Origin of the sequence: Lacipirellula parvula (assembly GCF_009177095.1) — a bacterium.
GTDB lineage: Bacteria > Planctomycetota > Planctomycetia > Pirellulales > Lacipirellulaceae > Lacipirellula > Lacipirellula parvula.
In genome coordinates this window covers 3,215,603-3,234,456 of sequence record NZ_AP021861.1, presented here as the reverse complement: position 1 = coordinate 3,234,456, position 18,854 = coordinate 3,215,603, and the positions used below count along the sequence as shown (strand labels likewise).

Sequence of the window (18,854 nt, the reverse complement as noted above, 5' to 3'; positions counted from 1 at the left end):
GCGGCGTGCGAGCCGACCGCTCCAGTATACGAAGTGCGCCCGTTCAGCGGCGCCAGGGAGTTCAGTTCGCGAAATCTCGCAACAGATGGAGCGAGAATGAGAAAAGGCCCCGTTCGGAGCGACGCGAGTCGGGGGGCGGACTCTCGCGTCGCTCCTTGAGGGGCCTCTTGATTTCGATACTACCCCTCCCATCAAGGGAGGGGCTCGCTAGGCGCCGGTGACGCGCTAGTGCGTGCCGGCGGTTTGCAGCGGTTTGCGGCGGGGGTGATGGTGATCGTCATCGTCGTCGCCGGCGAACTTGTGGATCGCCGGTTCCGCGGCGACCATCGGCTTCCACCATTCCGACACTCCCTGCAACATCAGGAAGAAGACCGGAGTGAAGAAGACCGCGAGGACCGTCGACGTGATCATGCCGCCGAACACCGCCGTGCCGAGCGCCTGCTGGCCCGCGGCGCCCGCCCCGGTGGCCCACACGAGCGGGGCCACGCCGAGGATGAACGCGAACGAGGTCATCAGAATCGGACGGAACCGCAACCGGGCCGCTTCGACCGCAGCGTCGTAAATCGACCGGCCCTCCTTACGAAGGTCGCGGGCGAACTCGACGATCAGAATCGCGTTCTTGCTCGCCAGTGCGATGATGAGCACGATGCCGATCTGCGTGTAAATGTTGTTATCCATGCCGCGGAACGAGACGGCCGCGACCGAGCCGAGCAAACCGAGCGGCACCACCAGAATGACCGCCGCCGGCAAGATCCAGCTTTCGTACTGAGCGGCAAGGACGAGGTACACCAGCAGCACGGCGAAGGCGAAAACCCAGACGGCTTGGCCGCTGATCCGCTTCTCTTGGAACGATTCGCCGGTCCAGTCGTAGCCCATCGAGTCGGGCAGTTCAGCCTTGGCGATTTGCTCCATCAGCGACAACGCCTCGCCCGAGCTGACGCCCGGCGCCGGCTCGCCGCGAACGGCTGCCGTCGGATAGAGGTTATACCGCTGAATGATCTGCGGGCCGTACGAACGGGTCACCTTCACCACTGAACCGAGCGGGATCATCTGGCCGCGCATGTTGCGGACTTCAAGGCGTTCGATGTCGCGCGGGTCGAGGCGGAAGTTTTCTTCGGCTTGGACGCGGACCTGGAAGGTACGACCGAACTTGTTGAAGTCGTTCACATAGGCTGAACCGAGGTAGGTCTGCAAGGCGCCGAACACCGACGACAGCGGCAGATCGAGCGTCTTCACCTTCACGCGGTCGATGTCGACGTAAAGCTGCGGCACGCCCGGGCGGAAGGAGCTGTTGACGCCGGCAAGCTTCGACTGGCCGTTGGCGGCTTCGACGATGCGGGCCGTCGCGGCGCCGAGTTCGCCCAGGCCGACGCCTGTGCGATCTTCGACTTGCATCTGGAAACCGCTGCGGAAACCGAGACCGCGAATGGCCGGCGGCGGGAAGGCGAAGATTTGGGCTTCGCGAATGTGTGTGAACTTTCCTGGAATCCCCTTCGCAGGAATGCCAGTCAGGCTCGTTAGAATACCGCCCAAACTGAGCTTGGGGTCTTGCCGTTTGTCCCAATCTTCGAAACGCATGAAGACGGTGGCAGCATTCGAGGCGGCGCTCCCGTCCATGAGCGACATACCGCCGATGTTGAACCAGGTCATGATGCCCGGCTCTTTGGCAAGAATCTCGTTGACTTTGTCAGTCACTTCCTTGGTCCGCGCTTGCGACGAGGCATCGGGAAGCTGAATACTGGCGATGATGTAGCCTTGATCCTCGATCGGCAAGAAGCCGGTCGGCACTTGCTGATACCAATACGCCGTGCCCGCGACTAAGCCGATGAACGCGAGCATCGTCACCCAACGGAAACGCAGCAGAATACGAACGATGGCGACGTAAACGCGCTCGAACTTATCGTAGATGTAGTTAAAGCCGCGGTAGAACCAGTTTTTCTTCTCCGCCGGTTTGCGGAGGTACGTGGCGCACTGGGCCGGCTTGAGCGTCACCGCGTTGATGGCGCTGATCAGGGCGGTAGCGGCGATGGTGAGTGCGAACTGCCGGTAGAGCTGGCCGGTGATGCCGCCAAGGAACGCAGTCGGGAGAAACACCGCCATCAGCACGAGCGTGATGCCGATGATCGGCCCCAGCACTTGCTCCATGGCGCGAATCGTCGCCTCGCGGGGCGGCAGGCCATTCTCGATATGGTGCGCGGCGGCCTCGACGATGACGATGGCGTCGTCGACCACGATGCCGATCGCCAGCACCAAGCCGAACAGCGTAAGCATGTTCACCGAGAAGCCCATCACGTACATAGCGGCGAAGGCGCCGATGATGGTGACCGGCACTGTAGTGGCCGGTACGAGCACGGCCCGCCAGTCTTGGAGGAAGACCAAAATCACGACCAGCACGAGCACGCCGGCTTCGATGATCGTGTGATAGACCGATTCGATCGACGCTTCGACGAATGCGGTGGTATCAAGCGGGAAGTCGACCTTCATTCCCTCGGGGAACGATTCCTTCATCTTCGCGACCGACTCGCGAACGCCTTCAGCGACCGACAGCGCGTTGGCGCCCGGCAGCTGATAGATGCCCATACTCGCCGAGGGGACGCCGCCCTTTTCCGAGTATTGATCGTAGCTTTGCGCGCCCAATTCGACGCGTGCCACGTCCTTCAAATAGGTGACCCGGCCATCCTGGCTCACCTTGATGACGATGTCTTCAAACTGCTCCGGCGTGCTGAGACGGCCGAGCGCCGAGACGATGTACTGGAAGTCGAGTTCATTGGGCGACGGGGGCTGCCCCACTTGCCCCGCCGCCACTTGAACGTTTTGCTCCTGGATCGATGCGTAGACGTCTTGCGTCGTCAGGTTGCGAGCCTTGAGCTTCTCGGGATCGAGCCAGACGCGCATCGAGTAATTATTGCCGCCGAAAATCGTCACGCCGCCCACGCCGGAGACGCGGCTGAGCTCGTCCTTCATCCGCAAGTTTGCGTAGTTCGACAGGAACAACGACGAGTAGCGGTCGTTCTCTGACGTGAGGCTCACCACGATGACGATCGCGGTCGACTGCTTCTTCGTGACGATGCCTTGCCGGCGGACTTCTTCAGGCGTCAGCGGCTGAGCGACGGCGACCAAGTTCTGCACAAGAACCTGCGCCTGATCGAGATCGGTGCCGATCTCGAACGTTACCGTGAGCGCGTAAGTGCCGTCGCTGGAACAGACCGACGACATGTAGAGCATGTTTTCGACGCCATTGACCGACTGTTCGATCGGCGAGGCGACGGTGTCGGAAACGACCTGAGCGTTGGCGCCCGGGTAGACGGCGTTCACCATGACGGTCGGCGGCGTGACGTCCGGGTATTGCTCAATCGGCAATCCGAACACAGCGATGCCGCCCATGATCATCGTGACGATCGCGATGACGTTGGCGAAGATCGGTCGATCAATGAAGAATCGGCTTAACACGTGAGCTTAATTCCCCCCCGTGGCCGACGCCTTCGGTCGGGCAGTGGTGGTGAGCTGCGCTTCAGCAGCCGGGACGGCCGGATCGTTCGCCGCATCGAGTTGCTTCGCTTCCGGGAGTTCGCCTTCGCGTTCCGGCTTCACTGTGGCGCCTGGACGGGCCCGTTGCAGGCCGTTGACGACGATCCAATCGTCGGCGCCAACGCCTTCCTTGACGACTCGCATGTCGGCGACGCGCATGCCGAGCTTCACCGGCCGGTACTGCACGGTGTCTTTATCGTCGACGACCAGCACGTACTCGCCGCGTTGATCGGTCGCGATCGCGCGATCGGGAACCAACAAGCCCGGCGCAGGATTGCCGACTGGCAGACGGAAACGCACGAACATGCCGGGGACCAGCTTGCGGTCTTCGTTGAGGAAAATGCCGCGCCGCATTTGCGTGCCCGATTGCGGGTCGATGCCGACTTCCGCGAAGTCGAGCTTGCCCTCATGGGGAAAGCCCTTTTCGCCGGTGAGCCCCAAGTAGAGCTTGAGCGGACTGGCTTCGAGGTCTTTTGCACTCGAACCCGTCGTGTTCTGCATCAGCTCCACGACGTCGGCTTCGCTGATTGCGAAGTAGGCGTGGATGGGAGCGAACGCTTCGACGCGGGTGAGGATCGTCGTTTCAGCTTGCACGAGATTGCCGATGTCCACCATGTGCCGCGAGACGCGACCGGTGATCGGCGATTTTACTTGCGTGTAAGAAAGATTGAGTTCGGCCTGAGTGAGCGCCGCCTTCGCCGAAGCGACGTCGGCCTTGGCGGTGGCGACGTCGGCCTTCTTGATATCGAGTTCCTGCGCCGTGGAAGCGCCGCGTTGGACGAGCGGCTCGGTACGAGCGAGGTCGGCATTGGCGAGCGCGAGCGTCGCGTCGGCCTTTTGCAACGCGGCTTTCGCCGCGTCGAGAGCGGCCTCGAAAGGCGCTGGCTCGATGACGAATAGGAGGTCGCCTTCCTGCACTTCGGCGCCATCCTCGAAACCGATCTTCTGCAGGTAGCCGTTGACCCGAGCACGGACATCGACGGCCTCGGTGGCGCGAGTGTTGCCAGTGAACTCGAGCTGGTGGACGACTTCCCGCTGCACTGGCTTGGCAACCGTGACGGCCGGCGGGGGCATCTTCACCATTTGATTGGCGACGTTGTTACAGCCCGCCAGCGCCAGGGCGGCGAGGGCTGAGCCGATCCACAAGGAACGAGAACACATATGAGATTGAAACCGGGGGGTGATTCGCAGAACTGTCCGCTTCGCAGGCAGGTTGGATTCAGGTAGGAAGGGTCTGGGAGGCGGGCTTTCGGTCCCCAATTGCCCTGAAGACTCGCGGCAAGGATCGGACCGATGGTCAAGTATAGCGTGGACGGACGCGCCCGTCCACGCTAATATTGAAAGACGGCCGCCAGCCAACCGAGGTTCACGGCCGATTTTAAGCAGGGTGCCAGAAACTGCGGCAAACCGCGGCATTTGGCGTCGATTAGTTAGCTGCTGACGGGTCGAAACCAACGTGCAGCGAGCAGGTAGAACTCAACTCGCTCAAGCTGGCCGATTTGCAAATAGATTGTCACATTCCCCGCGGAACCATATAGAAGAGATCGCCACAGGTCACTTCACCACTTCGAGACACGATGGATACAGAGTCCCTCGCCCCTGAACGCCGCGAAACGCCGCACGCTGAACGCTCGCTCGAGATTCTCGACGCGGCGATCGTGACGTTTGCCGCCAACGGTTACAACTCGACCGACGTGCAGGAGATCGCCGATCGCGTCGGCATCGGCAAGGGAACGGTCTACCGTCACTTCGGTAATAAGGAGGCGTTGTTCCTCGCCGCTGTGGCGCATGCCCGCGATCAGATGATCGTGGCCGTCGATGCGTCGAAGAAGTCAGGCCTGCCGCCGCTGCAAGAAATGCGGGCGTGCATCAACGACATTTTGCGATTCTTCGACTCGCGGCCTGAAGTCGTGGAATTGATCATCGAAGAGCGGTCGCTGTTCCGCAATCGCCGGCCGTCGCTCTTCTTTGAGCATGACGAAAAGCGAAAGGCTGAATGGGCGGTGCGGCTGCAGGAGCTGATCGACGCGGGCGAGATCCGGCCGATCCCAGTCGCGGAGATTCAAGACACGCTGTCGCGGTTCGTCTTCGGAGCGATGTTCTTCAACTACTTCGAAGGCCAAAGCAAGGGCCCGCTGTCGGAGCGGTCGGCGGCGATGATTGATATTCTGTTCAATGGCTTGGCGGTGCAGAAGTAAGCCTGTCGGCACCATTGGATCAGAACGTACGCCGTTGGCATAAAAAATAGGCCGCTGGAGCCCGACGTGGCTCCAGCGGCTTTTTTCTTACCTTGAAGCGATACCTTACCGCCAGTTGAGGATCTTAAAGATTCCCTCGCGGTTAGAGATGCGCTCCGGCAGCCGCAACAACTTCTCGCGGTAGACGCTCAGCGCGATGCCGGTGGCGAAGACCAAGCCGCCGCCAACCGCAAGGTAGACGCCCACGGCAACTTGCGGCCGGTAAGCGAGCGTCGTTACGAGCACCACGAGGTAGATGGCGAGCGCGCCGCCGCCGAAGAGCGTCGTCGCGCGAATCTGCCAACTGACGCCGGTCACTGCCATGATAATGGTGAACGTCAGCAGCGCGAGTTCGTCGTACAGCGACGGTCCGTCGCCCGCCCAGCGGTTGTAGAGGACGGCGACTAGCAGCGTGCCCGCAACCAGTAAGCTGCCGAGCGTGAGGCCGATGCTCACCGAGTCGTCATGCTGCGTGTCGGTGTCGCGGAAGAGAGCCCAATGGCTCGCGGCGAGCATGATCGCTCCGGCGACGACGGCGAAGATTTCGAACTTCTGCCAGCCGTTTAGATTGATGAGGATATTGAGTCGCAGGAACCCCACTGCCGCTAGGGCGACCGCCGCGGTGGCGTACAAACGCCTCCAGGGACTTGGCGGCGCCACAAAGCTGGCCGCCCCAGCTGCGAGTGCGGTCACGAAGATCGAGACAATGTCGATCACCTGCGCGTCGCGAGCGGCAAGCCCGGCGAGGCCCTGCATCAACGCCGCGAGCGCCGCGACGGTGAGGATGCCATGGCCGCACTGTAGCAATGCGAGACCACGACCACGCAGCACTGTCGCCGAACGGTAGCGCTCGCGGTAGACGGTCACCGGCTGCAGTCCCAACGAGCGTGCGCCGACGAGGCAAGCCAGACCGAGACCTGCATAAAGCATCGTGTAGTAGCTGGCGTCGATGCCGTAGTAGCCCATGAACTGCCAAATGGCGCCGCACGCCGCGGCCGCGGCGAGATAGGTGTTCCAGCTCCGGCGTTTGAAGAACCCAGCGAGCAAGTAAAAGATCGCCGCTTCGGTGAAGACCAAGCCGTAAAGCAAGCTGGTGCGCTCACCCAGTAGCGGCCGAAACGCGGTCGGATCCTTGATCGTCGCGATGAATCCGGCGGCCAGAATGATGCCGGTAGCCGCTTGAGCGACATAGTACAGCGGCCGTTCGGCGCTGTGGCCGCGCCAGAGTCGGGCCCCCAGCAGGTAGGCGAGCGGAATCAGCATCAGCCACGGGGCCTGATCGCTCCAATCAGTGAGCCCACGATCACGCAGTTGCCCCGCTGCCGCCACCAGCACGCATGCCGCGCTCAGGAAGAAGTAGAGCTGCGAGGTACGGGCGTCGCTACGGCGGTAAAGTGCCGCCGAGATTCGATTGCAAACCGCGGCGATGAGCATCGCCACAACGAACGCGAAGCCAGTGTTGTAACCCCAGTCCATCGCGTTGAAGGCGCCGCTTGTGGCGCGGATGTGCAAGATCAGCCCCGCCGCCACCGGCAGCAAACTGAGGGCCATCCCCACCGGCGGAACGATGCGGGCCAGTTTGAGATCGTCGGTAGCGAATCGGCTCCAACCAAAGTTCACCGCAAGCGCCGTCGCCGACATGACGGCTAGGATCCACTCCATGGGGACATTGAAGCCGACGAGCAGCGTCAACTCGGCCATCACCAACGAAAAACCGGCCAGCCAGAGGTAGAGGCCGATCTTGCGAACGATCAAATCGGAGTAAAGGTAAGCGTAGACGGCCGCGAGCCACAGCCCACCGGCGAGCAAATGGTTCGTCGTCAGCAAGTTGCCGGTCCATTCGATGTCGAACAGATCTTTCGCCGGCGTCAGGAGCCAACTGAGAAGCTGCGAGGCGAGCAAAATCAGCAGCGACGTGCCAATCTGCACATGCCCCGACCAGAACAGCGGCAGCCCGAAGCGACGACGCAGGAACTGAGCGTCGCCGGCAGGCGAGAAAGCCCGCTCGCTGTGAATCGAGATGAGGCCGAGGGCCATCAGGAACATCGCCAGCATGGGAGCATCAGTAATCTTGCCCATGTCGGCCAGCAGAAGCAGCGTTGTCAGCGTCACGCCGACTTCCACCGCATACATGAAGAGGGGGTCGCGCAGCACATAGACCGTCGCCGCGTAGAGCAAACAGCAAACAACGCCGCCGACCCAGAGATGGCCGTCGACGGTTAGCAACCCTTGTGCGTGATAGAACCACAAGTTGAGCGGAGCGACGACGCAGCCGAGGAAGGTGAGCGCCTGCCCTGCGACCTTGAACCGCGTGCGGAGAGCGACGAACCAACCGGCGCCAAGAATCGCGAGCGTGCCGACGCCGAGCACGACGGCCAGAACGTGAGGATCTTTGAAGACGCCGAGGCTGACGAGCCAAACGATGAACCCGAGGACGCAAAGCCCGCCGCCGATCATCAGCATCCATTGGATGCTGCGCGGATCGAGCAGCGCCTCGAACATCCGCGCGGCGGCCGACTTGGTCGACTTGGGAGGCGCCCCTGCCCCGCCGGCAGCCGCGGCGGCTCCGCTCGGTTCGTTAGGCGGGTCGAGGAATTCGGTGATCTCGAGCGCTTCGATATCGGGGGCCGCGCTGGCGGCCGCGGGAGGCGCTGCTGGCGGCGGCGTGGCCGGAGCGGCGGTCGGGCGTCGCGCACTCGGGTCGGCAGGGATCTGCAGGGTACGCCCGCAGGTGGGGCATTCAGCCCGCGCGCCGGCGAAGTCGTCGCGCGCAAGAAGATGACGGCCGCAAACGCAGCGAATCGGAATCGACATTTCGAGAGCTCCAGCGAGACGGATTGTTCAACAGACCGACGGCGCAGGTTGCTCTAAATGCGCGTGTGCGAAAGTCTACTTTAGAGATGGGACGTGGGGGATATCAGTTAAAGGTTTTCTCGGGGTGCTGGGCGTTGTGGAGACGCCGATTGGGACGGTTTTTCGCCGTATCGGCCGGTGTGGAGTGGCTGGGATGCGGCGACCAAAGTGTGGGGTGGTTGTAGGCGATTCGCTGTAGCCGCCGGTTTATTGCCGATGCCTTGGAAGTACTGCAAATTTTTGAACCGCCAAGGAATGCGGGGAGGTTGAACCCGCCAATGGACGCAGTTAAACATACGTGCGTTGATCTGCGTCCATCTGCGGTTCCTAGATTCTTCTGTATTCCCTTGGCGCTCTTGGCGTCCTTGGCGGTTAATCTTTTTGAATTGCACAACTCGCGTGAGCACAACCCCAAGCGGTTTGCGACTCGCCCGCGACTCCGTTACGATACCGGCCGCTTCTCATCACCTTTCGTTCGGAACTTGATCGCCATGCGTGCCATTATCATCGGCGCCGGCCGGGGCAGCCGGTTGATGCCGACCACTGCCGACGCTCCCAAGTGCTTTGCCGAAGTCGGCGGCATGCGCATTATCGACTGGGCAGTCGAAGCTTTTCGACAGAACGGCGTCACCGACGTCGCGTACATTGGCGGCTACCAAATCGAGAAACTCCGCGCCGCGTATCCCGAGTTCGACTTTCGTCACAACCACGCCTGGGAGCAGAACAACATTCTCGCCTCGCTCTTCTTCGCCGAAGACCTCATGGACGAGCCGTTCATCTGCAGCTACTCCGATATTTTGTATCGCCCCTCGGTGATCGAGGGCCTGCTCGCTAGTCGCGATGACATGACGCTGTCGATCGATACTAAGTGGCTGAACCGCTACGGCGAACGGACCGAGCACCCGTCGGACGATGCCGAAAAGGCAACGGTCGCCGGCGGGTTGGTCACGCGAGTTGATCGCAAGATCCCCGAAGGCGAAGCCTACGGCGAGTTCACCGGCGTGGCGAAGTTCACTGCTGCAGGCGCTCAGCGATTGAAGCAGCATTACCACGCAGCGCGCGAACAATTCGCCGTGGGCGAATTCCGCGACGGCCGCACATTCGAGAAGGCGTACCTCATTCAGCTGTTCCAGTCGATGATCGAAGCGGGCGAGCAGTTTGGCCACACCGATACGCCCGGCGGATATATCGAGATCGACACGCAACAAGACTTTGATTTCGCCCGCCGCAACTGGGCTAGCGGCGGGGTCTAGCATTTTTGGAGCGAGCCATGGGCGGGTCAGTATTGTTCCCCACGTCGGTCGTCGGTTCGATGCCGCGGCCCGAATACGTGAAGGATCTCATCTCGGACGGTTTCACCGGCTCGCCGGGCGACTACCACCGTTGGATGGAAGGGGCCGTGCGATCGGTCGTCGCGCTGCAAGAGTGCGCGGGCCTCGACGTGGTGACTGACGGCGAATGGTGGCGGAAGTCTTACATCGGCGTCATTGCGGAACTGGCCCACGGCTTCGAGCTGAGCCGCAATCCGGCCGACGGCCGGCCATGGACGATCGTGGTCGACAAACTGTCGCCGAAGAATCCAGGCTTCATCGCCCGCGAAGCGGAGTTCCTCAGTTCGATCACCAAACGACAAATTAAGGCGACGCTTCCCGCGCCCGCCCTGCTCGGCGAACGGATGTGGGACGCCAAGCTCTCCGCAAAGGCGTACCCGACGCGCGAGTCGTTCGTCGAAGCGTGCGTACCGATCTTGCAGCGCGAGCTCGAACTATTGCAGAAGCAAGGGGCGTCGGTAGTGCAAATCGACGATCCCCATTTGTGTCTGTTCGTCGATCCCGAGGTACGGCGGCAGTACGAGAATCCAGACCGCGCGGCCGACTTCGCCGTCGAGATGACAAACCAGGTGGTTTCAGGCGTAAAAGACGTTCATCTCGCGGTGCACCTATGCCGCCGCGCGGGTGCTCGCGGTCGCGGCGAGTTGCAGCACAGCGGCGGTTACGATGCGATCATCCCGCAGCTCAATCGGCTGCAAGTGCAACATCTCACGATGGAGTTTACCGCTCCCGGCGCAGGAGACATGGCCGTGTTTGGGAAACTGCGAGAAGATTTCGAGATCGGCCTGGGATGCGTGAGTTGCCAACCAGGTTGCATCGACTCGGCCGATGCGATTTTTGATCGCGTCGAGTTGGCGCTCAAGCATTTGGCGCCCGAGCGGATCACGCTCAATCCCGACTGCGGCTTTGCGCCGGGTTCGGCGGCGGTGGTCAGCATCGACGAGGTTTATACGAAGCTGAAGAACCAAGTCGCCGCCGCCCGGCGGCTCCGCGAGAAATACGCGTAGAGCGCTGTACAAAGCGTGCCCCTCGCCATAAAGCCGCGGGCGGCGCCCGCGGATAGCACGCACAACCCGCTCACAAAAAAACAGGCCGCGGAAGTTGCCTCCCGCGGCCTGGTCTTGAACTTGGTTAAGTGAAGACTCGCAACGAACGAGCCCACATTTAATCTTCGAGGGCAAACTCCTCAACATCTTCTTCAACCTGCTGCACGGCGGCAAACTCGGCCGTCGATGTACGGCCCTTCGCGTCGTACTTCTTATTTAGCGATTTGCTAAGCGTCCGCAGTAGCTTTTCAGCGGCCGCGTGAATTGCGGCGTCGACGCTCGGCGCCGTGGCTGTCACGGCGATTGGCTGCAAATGAGAGAGACGAGCTTCCATCGCACAACGCTTGTCGTGATTGCCTCCCTTGTGACCATTCTCGTCGCCAATGTGCACTTCGACGCGAGTGACGCGGTTCCCAAATCGACTCAACGCAGCCGACACGACGTCCTCTACATGGCTGGTCAATCCAGCGCTGCCATTGACGTGGTTGTCGGTGTGAACTTGAACTTGCACGTTGCGTTCTCCTCTACCAGGACCACCGGGAGCTCGGCCGTCGGAAAAGCCTGACAAGGCGGCCGAGAACTCACCAAGTAATTATAGCTCGTCGCGGCTATCGGTCCCGACGAGTCGTTCCGTTTGAAACAGTTGTTCCAAACGCCAGTCGATCTCCTCGCCGTCAAAGGGCGACGACTTTTCCGGCCGTAGCGAGAAACAGACGCCGCCCGGGCCGTACGCACCGGCGACAAGCGGCTCATCGGCGAGCAAATCCCATGCCTGGGCGGTTTCGCTTTTCCACAAAGTTGTGGGCGTGCCGGCCGGGAAAACCCTGGACTCCCGGCCGGCGACGTGGAACGCCGCAGAAAGGCCGGCGGGGGGCGGTTCTAGATAGAGAATCGAGGAACCAGGCCAGGCGACCTTGCTCCGCCCGCGGGCTTGGTCTCTGGGCAACCACTGACCAAGATTTGGCCTCTTCTGGACCCATGGCGGCCGCTGCAAATATTTCGGCAAGAGGCGCCACAATGGGCAGCGGAGCATTGTGGACAGCTGGCGCGATGGCCGAGTCAGACGTTGCGAGCGTGCGGCCGGCTGCCACGGTCGCTTCCTTCAGCTAAAATCGCAGTCGCGCGGCGCGAGCCAAAACGAACTTGCCTCCCGCACGATTAATCAAACCCACTCCTCAACAGGAAAAGGACAAATACCATGCCCGCACGCTCCGCCACCGCCGTTTGGAACGGCGATATTATGTCCGGCAATGGGACCATGAAGCTCGGGACCGGGGCCTGGGAAGGCCCCTACTCGTTCAAGTCTCGCTTTGAGGATGGAAAGGGCACGAATCCCGAAGAGTTGATCGCCGCCGCTCACGCCGGCTGCTTTTCGATGGCCCTTAGCGGGGCCCTCACGAAGGCAGGCCACCCGCCGGAGAAGATCGAAACGTCCGCCGACGTCGTCCTCGTGAAGGATGGCGAAGGGTTCAAGATTCCGAGCATCAAGCTTAAGACCGCCGTGAAGGTGGCGGGGCTTGATGAGGCACAGTTCCAGGCGATCGCCAAGGCAGCGAAGGAAAACTGCCCCGTTTCGAAGGTGCTCGCTGCGGCGGAGATTACGCTCGACGCGAAGTTGGTGAACTAGCCGTCAGCGGTTGAAAGAGATCGATGAGCGCGAGGGCGGAGCGGATAGCTTCGCCCTCTCCTTTTTCAGCTAATGCATTTATAGCCCCGGGCTCCGCCCGGGGGTCGGCCGCCATTCGAGCAGGCGTTGTCGTGCGTGACGCAACCCCCGGGCGGAGCCCGGGGCTAGGATTAGCTGTGCTACGTTACTCGCTCGCTTTAGGATTCTGAGGCGCATTGCGCTTCTTCAGCGGCTGCCCCGGCTTCAATAACTTCGCGGGGCGTGCGTCCTTGTACGACGCCAGCACGTCTTGCAGCTGCTTGACGACTCCCTGCTGCTGGTCGTTCAGCGCCGACTGCTTGAGCGGCTTATTCTCCTCGTAGGGATCGGCCCCCAGATCGAACAGACGCCCGTCGCGGTAAAGCTTGTACTCTTTCGTCATCGCAAACTCCCGCTTGTTGTTCTCGCCGCCGTCGGAGGAGAACCACGAGTACCGCCACTCGCGCGGCGTCCCCGCTTCGCCCAATGCCTGCGACCAGAAGCTTTGGCCGTCGAGTTTCAGTGATGCAGGAATGGAAATTCCCGCGGCCGCGCACAGCGTCGGAAAGAAGTCGACCGCTGAAATCATGTCGTCGTTTACCTTGTCCGCCGGCACGTGGCCTGGCCAGTTCACGATGAGCGGCACATGCATGCCGCGCGCGGTGCTGGTTCCTTTTCCGCCCTTGTACGGCTTCCCTTTGAACTGCGAAGTCATCCACGGGCCGGTACCGTTGTCGCCGAGGAAGATGATGATCGTCTCGTCGCGAATGCCGAGTTCGTCGACGTGGGCGACGATCTTGCCGACTTCCTTGTCCATGTACGCCACCATCTCGGCGAAATGCCGCGGAGCTTGATCTTCGCGTTCGGCCTTGGCGTGCGGGTTGTAGTCGGGGCTATCGGGCGTCGGCACGTACGGGTCGTGCGTCAGCAACATCGGGTAATAGAGTAGAAACGGCTGGTCCTTATGCTGCGTGATGAAGTCGCGCGCGAACTCGTTAATGAGATCAGGTCCGTACTCGCCGTTGGTGAAATCGCGTTCCTCGTTGTTGTACTCAAGCCCAGGATTCGCGTACCGCAGCGGCCGGCGCGTTTGCTGCCAGAGGCACGATTCGTCAAAGCCAAAATGTTGCGGCAAACCAGGCTTCCGCCCCAGCTGCCACTTGCCGGCGATCGCGGTGGCGTAGCCCGCTTGTTTAAACAACTGCGAAAACGTCTTCGCTTCAGGATCGAGCACGCCGAATTCGATGTAGTTGCGAACATTCGAGAGCCCCGTCATCAGCTCGACGCGCGTCGGCGTGCAAACGGGCTGGACGTAACAATCGTCGAACCTCACCCCTTCCGCAGCGAGTCGATCGATATTCGGGGTCTTGTAAGAATCGCCGCCGTTGGCCGCGATCGTCTCGTAGCCCAGATCGTCGGCCATGATGAGAATAATATTCGGCGGGCGGTCCGCGCTTTGCACCACCGATGGGAGCACGAGCAGCAAGGCCAACGCCGTGACAAATGCGGAATATCGATGCATCGCGAAACTTGCCTCGCTCAAATCTGTTAAAGTGAACGGAGCGTTGCCGTCATTTCGCGCTGCTCCAGCGACTTGATCCTACTCACAACCAGTCTTGATTGGGAGTCATCGCCGCCAGTCGCGGCTGATTCGAAATTGCCATGAAACAACTCGTCGCGACTTCTCGCCGCTTGGCCGTCATCATCGCCGCGCTGGCAATGACATATGCTTGCAACTCCGCAGATTTGCAGGCCGCCGACGCCAATCGCCCCAATGTGCTGCTAATTTGCATCGACGATCTGAAACCATACCTCGGCTGCTACGGCGATCCGCATGCCGTAACGCCGAATATGGATCGGCTCGCCGCACAAGGAATCCGTTTCGACGCGGCGTACTGCAATCAGGCGGTCTGCGCCCCGTCGCGCAATTCGCTGCTCACCGGCCTCTGCCCACAGACGCTTGGCATCTACGATCTCCAGACAAACTTCCGCCAAGGAAAGCCCGACGCAGTAACGTTGCCGCAGGCCTTTAAAAACGCCGGTTACCGCACCGAAAACCTCGGCAAGATTTTTCACGTCGGCCACGGCAACTTCGACGACAAAGCGTCGTGGAGCGTTCCTCACTTCCGCGGGCAAGGCGACTACGCGCTCGAAGAGAATCGGATTCCTGAGGGGACGCGCGAAGAGGCTCGCTTCACCAACGTGCCCGAGCAGAAAGCGGGACGTCTGCCGCGCGGCGCCGCTTACGAATCGGCCGACGTTGAAGATGAAGTCTACGCCGACGGTCAGGTCGCTGCGGAGGCAGTGAAGCGCCTCGCTGCAGCCGCCGAAAAGCCGGACGAGCCGTTCTTCCTCGCGGTCGGCTTCGTGAAGCCGCACCTTCCCTTCTGTGCGCCGACGAAGTATTGGGACCTATACGATCCGGCGAAGTTCGAACTCGCGAAACTGCGGAAGCCGCCGGAAGGCGCGCCTGAATTTGCGCCAACGAATTGGCAAGAGCTCCGCCAGTACAAGTACGCTCCCGAGAGCGGCCCCGTCGATGACGAATTGCAACGCAAACTCATCCACGGTTACTACGCTGCCACAAGCTTCACCGACGCCCAGATCGGCAAGGTGCTCGACGCGCTCAAAGCCAACGGCCTCGACAAGAATACGATCATCGTCCTGTGGGGCGACCACGGCTGGCACTTGGGCGACCACGGCATGTGGTGCAAGCACACCAACTACCAGCAAGCGGCCCGCATTCCGTACATCATCGATCTGCCGAGCGGCGTTCGAGCGGGCGAAGTTTCGAAGGAACTCGTCGAGACGGTCGACATTTACCCAACGCTCTGCGAGTTGGCCGGCATTGACTTGCCCTACGAACTCGACGGCGCCAGCCTAGCGCCAGTCCTCAACGACGCATCAGCTCACACCGATGGCGTTGCGTTCCACGTCTTCCCGCGCGGTAAACTACTCGGCCGCGCCGTGCGGACCGATCGCTATCGGCTCGTCGAGTGGAAGACACCGGGCGCGCCGGCCGAAGAGGCGATCCTCGAGCTATACGACTTCCAAGCCGATCCGGAGGAATCGAAAAACCTCGCGGCTGAGCAGCCGGAAGTCGTCGCCCAGCTTCGCGAGATTTTAGCGAAGCAACCCGAAGCGAAGCCGCAAGTCGTTGCAAAGAAGGGCCAAGGCAAAGGGCAGGCGAAGGGGAAAGGCAAGAAGAAGAACAATCGCCCCGCCGCCGCTCAATGACGAGCGCGTGATCTCCCCTCCCTAGAAGGGTGGGGCCAGGGGAGGGATTCCGCGGAATGTTTCTGTCGTGCAATGGTGTTGCCTGACCGCAACGCAACCTGCGACTCCAGCATTCGAATCCCCATTCCCCTCTTGGCCTCCGCGTCAGATCAAACTAGCTTATCGGGGCGGCGCTGCTCGACAGCGCCGCCTCGATTTCGCTTTGTCTTCTGATCCCGGAGCCGCTCCCCATGAACGCTCGCGACGCCATCAAGATCTCGATCGATTGCGGCGCCCTGGTCGCCCTCTCCTACCTCGAAGATCTTACCGACGCTGAGATGCTCCACCGCCCTGCCCCGGGCGCCAATCATATCAACTGGCAAGTCGGGCATCTCATCTGGTCCGACCATCATCATCTGGAGATGGGCGCGCCGAAATTCCTCAAGCCGCTGCCCGAGGGGTTCACGTCGATCTACAACGCCGAGACGGCGAGCGTCGACGATCCCGCGAAGCTGCTCACGAAGGCTGAGCTACTCGCCGCCCGCGAAGTGCAGCAACAGGCCACGATCGAAGCCCTCTACCAGCAAAGCGACGCCGATTTGGGCCGCGAGACAGGCATATTTTGGGCGCCGACCGTCGCGGCTCTCTTTTCGATGGCCGGTAGCCACTGGCTGATGCACTCGGGGCAGTGGGTGATTGTGCGGCGTCAACTCGGTCGGCCGCCATTGTTCTAGCGGCAAGACGAGAGCCTAAGGTCGGAGTTTGCACACAGGATTGGCATCCGCTTTCACTCACTGAACGAGCCCCATGCTTCACGAGCCACACGACCACCACGAGCCAACGCACATCCCGATGCAAGATCACAACAGCGACGACAAGCTGCATGATCACTTACTCAACATCATCTCGGTCTCGGCGGGCATGCTGGGCGTTTGCCTCACGGCCATCGGGCTGATCGGCGTCATCAAAGCGACGGCGGAGATCGAAACGCTGTGCGACGAGGTTCTCGCCGTCACGTCGTTCGTCTACCTTGGCTCCGCGATCATCTCATTTATCGCCCTACGGACGCCGCTACGGAGGCGGGCGATTGGCATGACGCTGCTCGTCGACGTGTTGTTCTGCCTCGGGCTGGTCCTCACCGCGATTGCTTGCGGGTTTTTAGTGATGATCGTGCTGTAGCCCCGCAGCCGTTGTCCGTATTTCTAGCCCCTGGCTCCGCCAGGGGGTCGCGTCACGTACGGCGATGCCTCACGAACTGCATACCGACCCCTGGGAAGAGTCCGAGGCTAGGGGACGCGGCAATCAGTCGGCTTTTTCAAAGACGCCCTGGCCGTTGAGATTGAGATTCTCCACCGACACGCGCTCCGCCGTTCCTTCCGGACCAATCGTGAACATCACGCCCGCCGTCCCTGCAGCCGACTCGCCGGTTGGCTCATAGGTAAAGAGGTCGCGATCCCAGTGCCGCAGCTTGAATTCATTCAGCTGTGGGCCTGATCGCAACACGAGGCCTCCCTGCTTCTCGGCAATCTCGATAACGCCGTATAGGTCGTTCTGATAGTTCCCCGCGTAGGATTTCAGATTGAGGGGCGCCGCGCGGTCGGAGGGAGGATGGCTGTAATCAGCCAGCTGATCCTGATCATCCTGCGTCATTTGCTCGAACTTCTGATTGGCCAGCGTCATCCAATCGCGCTGCAACTCGCCGTCGAGCACATAGTCGAAGAAGCTCTGCGAGATCCCCTCCGGCACGCCAGTCGGGGCGCCGTTCGATAGCACGGTAATCCCCAACTCTTCGATCGGGATCAGCGCCACCTGCGAGCGAACGCCCAGCGAGAACTCGCCGGAGTGGTTCAGCGTGATTCGCCCGTCCCGTTCGTCGTTGACGTTCCAACCGAGGCCGTAGCCGCCAATCCGCCCTTCCGCCGGCGTAAAACCGGTGACGAACTGCGGGGTGTGCGTTTCGGCGAGGGCGTCGGCCTTGATCACTTCCTTGCCGTTGAACTTCCCCTCAGCGAGGTGCAGTCGCATCCACTGGGCGAGATCCTTGATGGTCGAGCTCGCACCGCCCGCGGGCGCCTGGGCGTCGGGCTGCCGCGTGTATTTGGGCGTCCACTTGCCGTCGACGAGCACATGGATCTTCGCGCGGTTCTTCGCCTTATCGTAGTCGGCGAACTGGTAACTGGTCGAGTTCATGCCAAGCGGCTTGAACAAGCGATCGGCCGCGACGGCGTTCCAATCCGCGTCGACCGCTTTCGCGGCGGCGTAGCCAGCCTCGCTGAAGCCAAAATTCGTGTAAGCATACCCCGCGCGGAAGCTGCTGCTCGGCGGCTGATAACGCAACCGATGGAGAATCTCATCCTTCGTGTAGCCCATATCTTCGAGCAGATCGCCCGCGTGATCTGGCAACCCGCTGCGATGGCAGAGCATATCGCGAAGCCGCACTTCGTGCGTAACGTACGGCTCGTACATGACGAAGCCGGGGTCATGATCGGCGATGCGATCGTCCCAGCCGACTTCGCCGTCGCCGACCATTCGGGCCAGCACCGTCGAGGTGAGCGGCTTGGACATCGAGGCAATCTGAAAGACGGTATCGGCGTCGACCAGTTCCGGCTTGCCCGCTTCACGGACGCCGAAACCTTTCGAGTAGATCACTTCATCCTGGTGGACGACCGTAATCGCGATGCCGGGCGCGCCGTTCGACTTGATCGTTTGCTCAGCGAGCTTTTCGATTTTCGCGATCGCTGCTTGCACGCGTTCTCGCGAAACTCTGTCGCCCGCGCCGTCGGCCGCAGCAGCATTCTGCGTGCACCACCCGAGAACCAACGCCATCGTCCATGTGAAGCAAGCAAATCGCGGCATCGTCGCCCTCTGCTGAGAGAGTTGTTGGAATCCGACCACAGACTGCGGATATCCTACGGCAACGTGGCCGACTTTGCACGGCTGCGGTTAGCGGCAAGGCTCAACTTCTCGACGATGCAAGCAAGCCGAGCGACGAGCAGCG

The 18,854-nt window shown here is 61.4% G+C and carries 14 protein-coding genes; 7 read left to right on the top strand and 7 right to left on the bottom strand.

Features of this window, described 5'->3' with window-relative positions; genetic code table 11:
- Positions 1-225: 225 nt before the first annotated feature.
- Both PLANPX_RS12775 and PLANPX_RS12770 read right to left on the bottom strand, forming a co-directional pair.
- Positions 226-3,450: an efflux RND transporter permease subunit gene (locus PLANPX_RS12775; protein ID WP_152099110.1), complete on the bottom strand. Its 3,225-nt coding sequence runs from the start codon at positions 3,448-3,450 to the stop codon at positions 226-228.
- 6 nt (positions 3,451-3,456) lie between these two features.
- Positions 3,457-4,689, bottom strand: coding sequence for an efflux RND transporter periplasmic adaptor subunit (locus PLANPX_RS12770; RefSeq protein WP_172992030.1), 1,233 nt, complete (start codon positions 4,687-4,689; stop codon positions 3,457-3,459).
- 416 nt (positions 4,690-5,105) lie between these two features.
- Between PLANPX_RS12770 and PLANPX_RS12765 the strand changes: the two genes are divergently transcribed.
- A complete protein-coding gene (locus PLANPX_RS12765; RefSeq protein ID WP_152099108.1) occupies positions 5,106-5,726 on the top strand; it encodes a TetR/AcrR family transcriptional regulator in 621 nt (206 codons plus the stop codon).
- Between the two features lie 105 nt (positions 5,727-5,831).
- Here the strand turns inward: PLANPX_RS12765 and PLANPX_RS12760 are convergent, their stop codons facing one another.
- On the bottom strand, positions 5,832-8,579 hold the full coding sequence (locus tag PLANPX_RS12760) for a hypothetical protein (RefSeq protein WP_152099107.1): 2,748 nt from the start codon (positions 8,577-8,579) through the stop codon (positions 5,832-5,834).
- A 530-nt stretch (positions 8,580-9,109) separates the two neighbouring features.
- Here PLANPX_RS12760 and PLANPX_RS12755 point away from each other — a divergent pair.
- Together PLANPX_RS12755 and PLANPX_RS12750 are read left to right on the top strand one after the other, a co-directional pair.
- Positions 9,110-9,871 (top strand): NTP transferase domain-containing protein, encoded by a 762-nt coding sequence (locus PLANPX_RS12755; protein ID WP_172992029.1) that lies wholly within the window; start codon positions 9,110-9,112, stop codon positions 9,869-9,871.
- A 17-nt stretch (positions 9,872-9,888) separates the two neighbouring features.
- Positions 9,889-10,956, top strand: a complete 1,068-nt coding sequence (locus PLANPX_RS12750) for a cobalamin-independent methionine synthase II family protein (protein WP_152099105.1) — start codon at positions 9,889-9,891, stop codon at positions 10,954-10,956.
- A 157-nt stretch (positions 10,957-11,113) separates the two neighbouring features.
- Here the strand turns inward: PLANPX_RS12750 and PLANPX_RS12745 are convergent, their stop codons facing one another.
- Together PLANPX_RS12745 and PLANPX_RS12740 are read right to left on the bottom strand one after the other, a co-directional pair.
- Entirely contained in the window at positions 11,114-11,506 is a 393-nt protein-coding gene (locus PLANPX_RS12745; RefSeq protein ID WP_152099104.1) for an HPF/RaiA family ribosome-associated protein, read from the bottom strand.
- 81 nt (positions 11,507-11,587) lie between these two features.
- Entirely contained in the window at positions 11,588-11,791 is a 204-nt protein-coding gene (locus PLANPX_RS12740; RefSeq protein WP_152099103.1) for a hypothetical protein, read from the bottom strand.
- 402 nt (positions 11,792-12,193) lie between these two features.
- On the opposite strand from PLANPX_RS12740, the gene PLANPX_RS12735 reads away from it, so the two are divergent.
- A complete protein-coding gene (locus PLANPX_RS12735; protein WP_152099102.1) occupies positions 12,194-12,622 on the top strand; it encodes an OsmC family protein in 429 nt (142 codons plus the stop codon).
- A gap of 184 nt (positions 12,623-12,806) precedes the next feature.
- On the opposite strand, the gene PLANPX_RS12730 is transcribed toward PLANPX_RS12735, so the two are convergent.
- Complete coding sequence (locus PLANPX_RS12730; protein ID WP_152099101.1) at positions 12,807-14,162, bottom strand: sulfatase-like hydrolase/transferase; 1,356 nt, start codon at positions 14,160-14,162, stop codon at positions 12,807-12,809.
- 140 nt (positions 14,163-14,302) lie between these two features.
- Here PLANPX_RS12730 and PLANPX_RS12725 point away from each other — a divergent pair, with 140 nt between their 5' ends.
- The 3 genes from PLANPX_RS12725 (at position 14,303) to PLANPX_RS12715 (ending at position 17,035) form a co-directional block, all read left to right on the top strand.
- Positions 14,303-15,877, top strand: coding sequence for a sulfatase (locus PLANPX_RS12725; protein ID WP_232536386.1), 1,575 nt, complete (start codon positions 14,303-14,305; stop codon positions 15,875-15,877).
- A 230-nt stretch (positions 15,878-16,107) separates the two neighbouring features.
- Positions 16,108-16,590: a DinB family protein gene (locus PLANPX_RS12720; RefSeq protein WP_152099100.1), complete on the top strand. Its 483-nt coding sequence runs from the start codon at positions 16,108-16,110 to the stop codon at positions 16,588-16,590.
- A 73-nt stretch (positions 16,591-16,663) separates the two neighbouring features.
- Positions 16,664-17,035 carry a hypothetical protein gene (locus PLANPX_RS12715; RefSeq protein ID WP_152099099.1) on the top strand — a complete coding sequence of 124 codons (372 nt, stop codon included), beginning with the start codon at positions 16,664-16,666 and terminating at the stop codon, positions 17,033-17,035.
- Positions 17,036-17,158: 123 nt separating this feature from the next.
- Here PLANPX_RS12715 and PLANPX_RS12710 read toward each other — a convergent pair whose 3' ends face one another.
- Positions 17,159-18,712: a serine hydrolase gene (locus tag PLANPX_RS12710; protein WP_152099098.1), complete on the bottom strand. Its 1,554-nt coding sequence runs from the start codon at positions 18,710-18,712 to the stop codon at positions 17,159-17,161.
- Between the last annotated feature and the right edge of the window lie 142 nt (positions 18,713-18,854).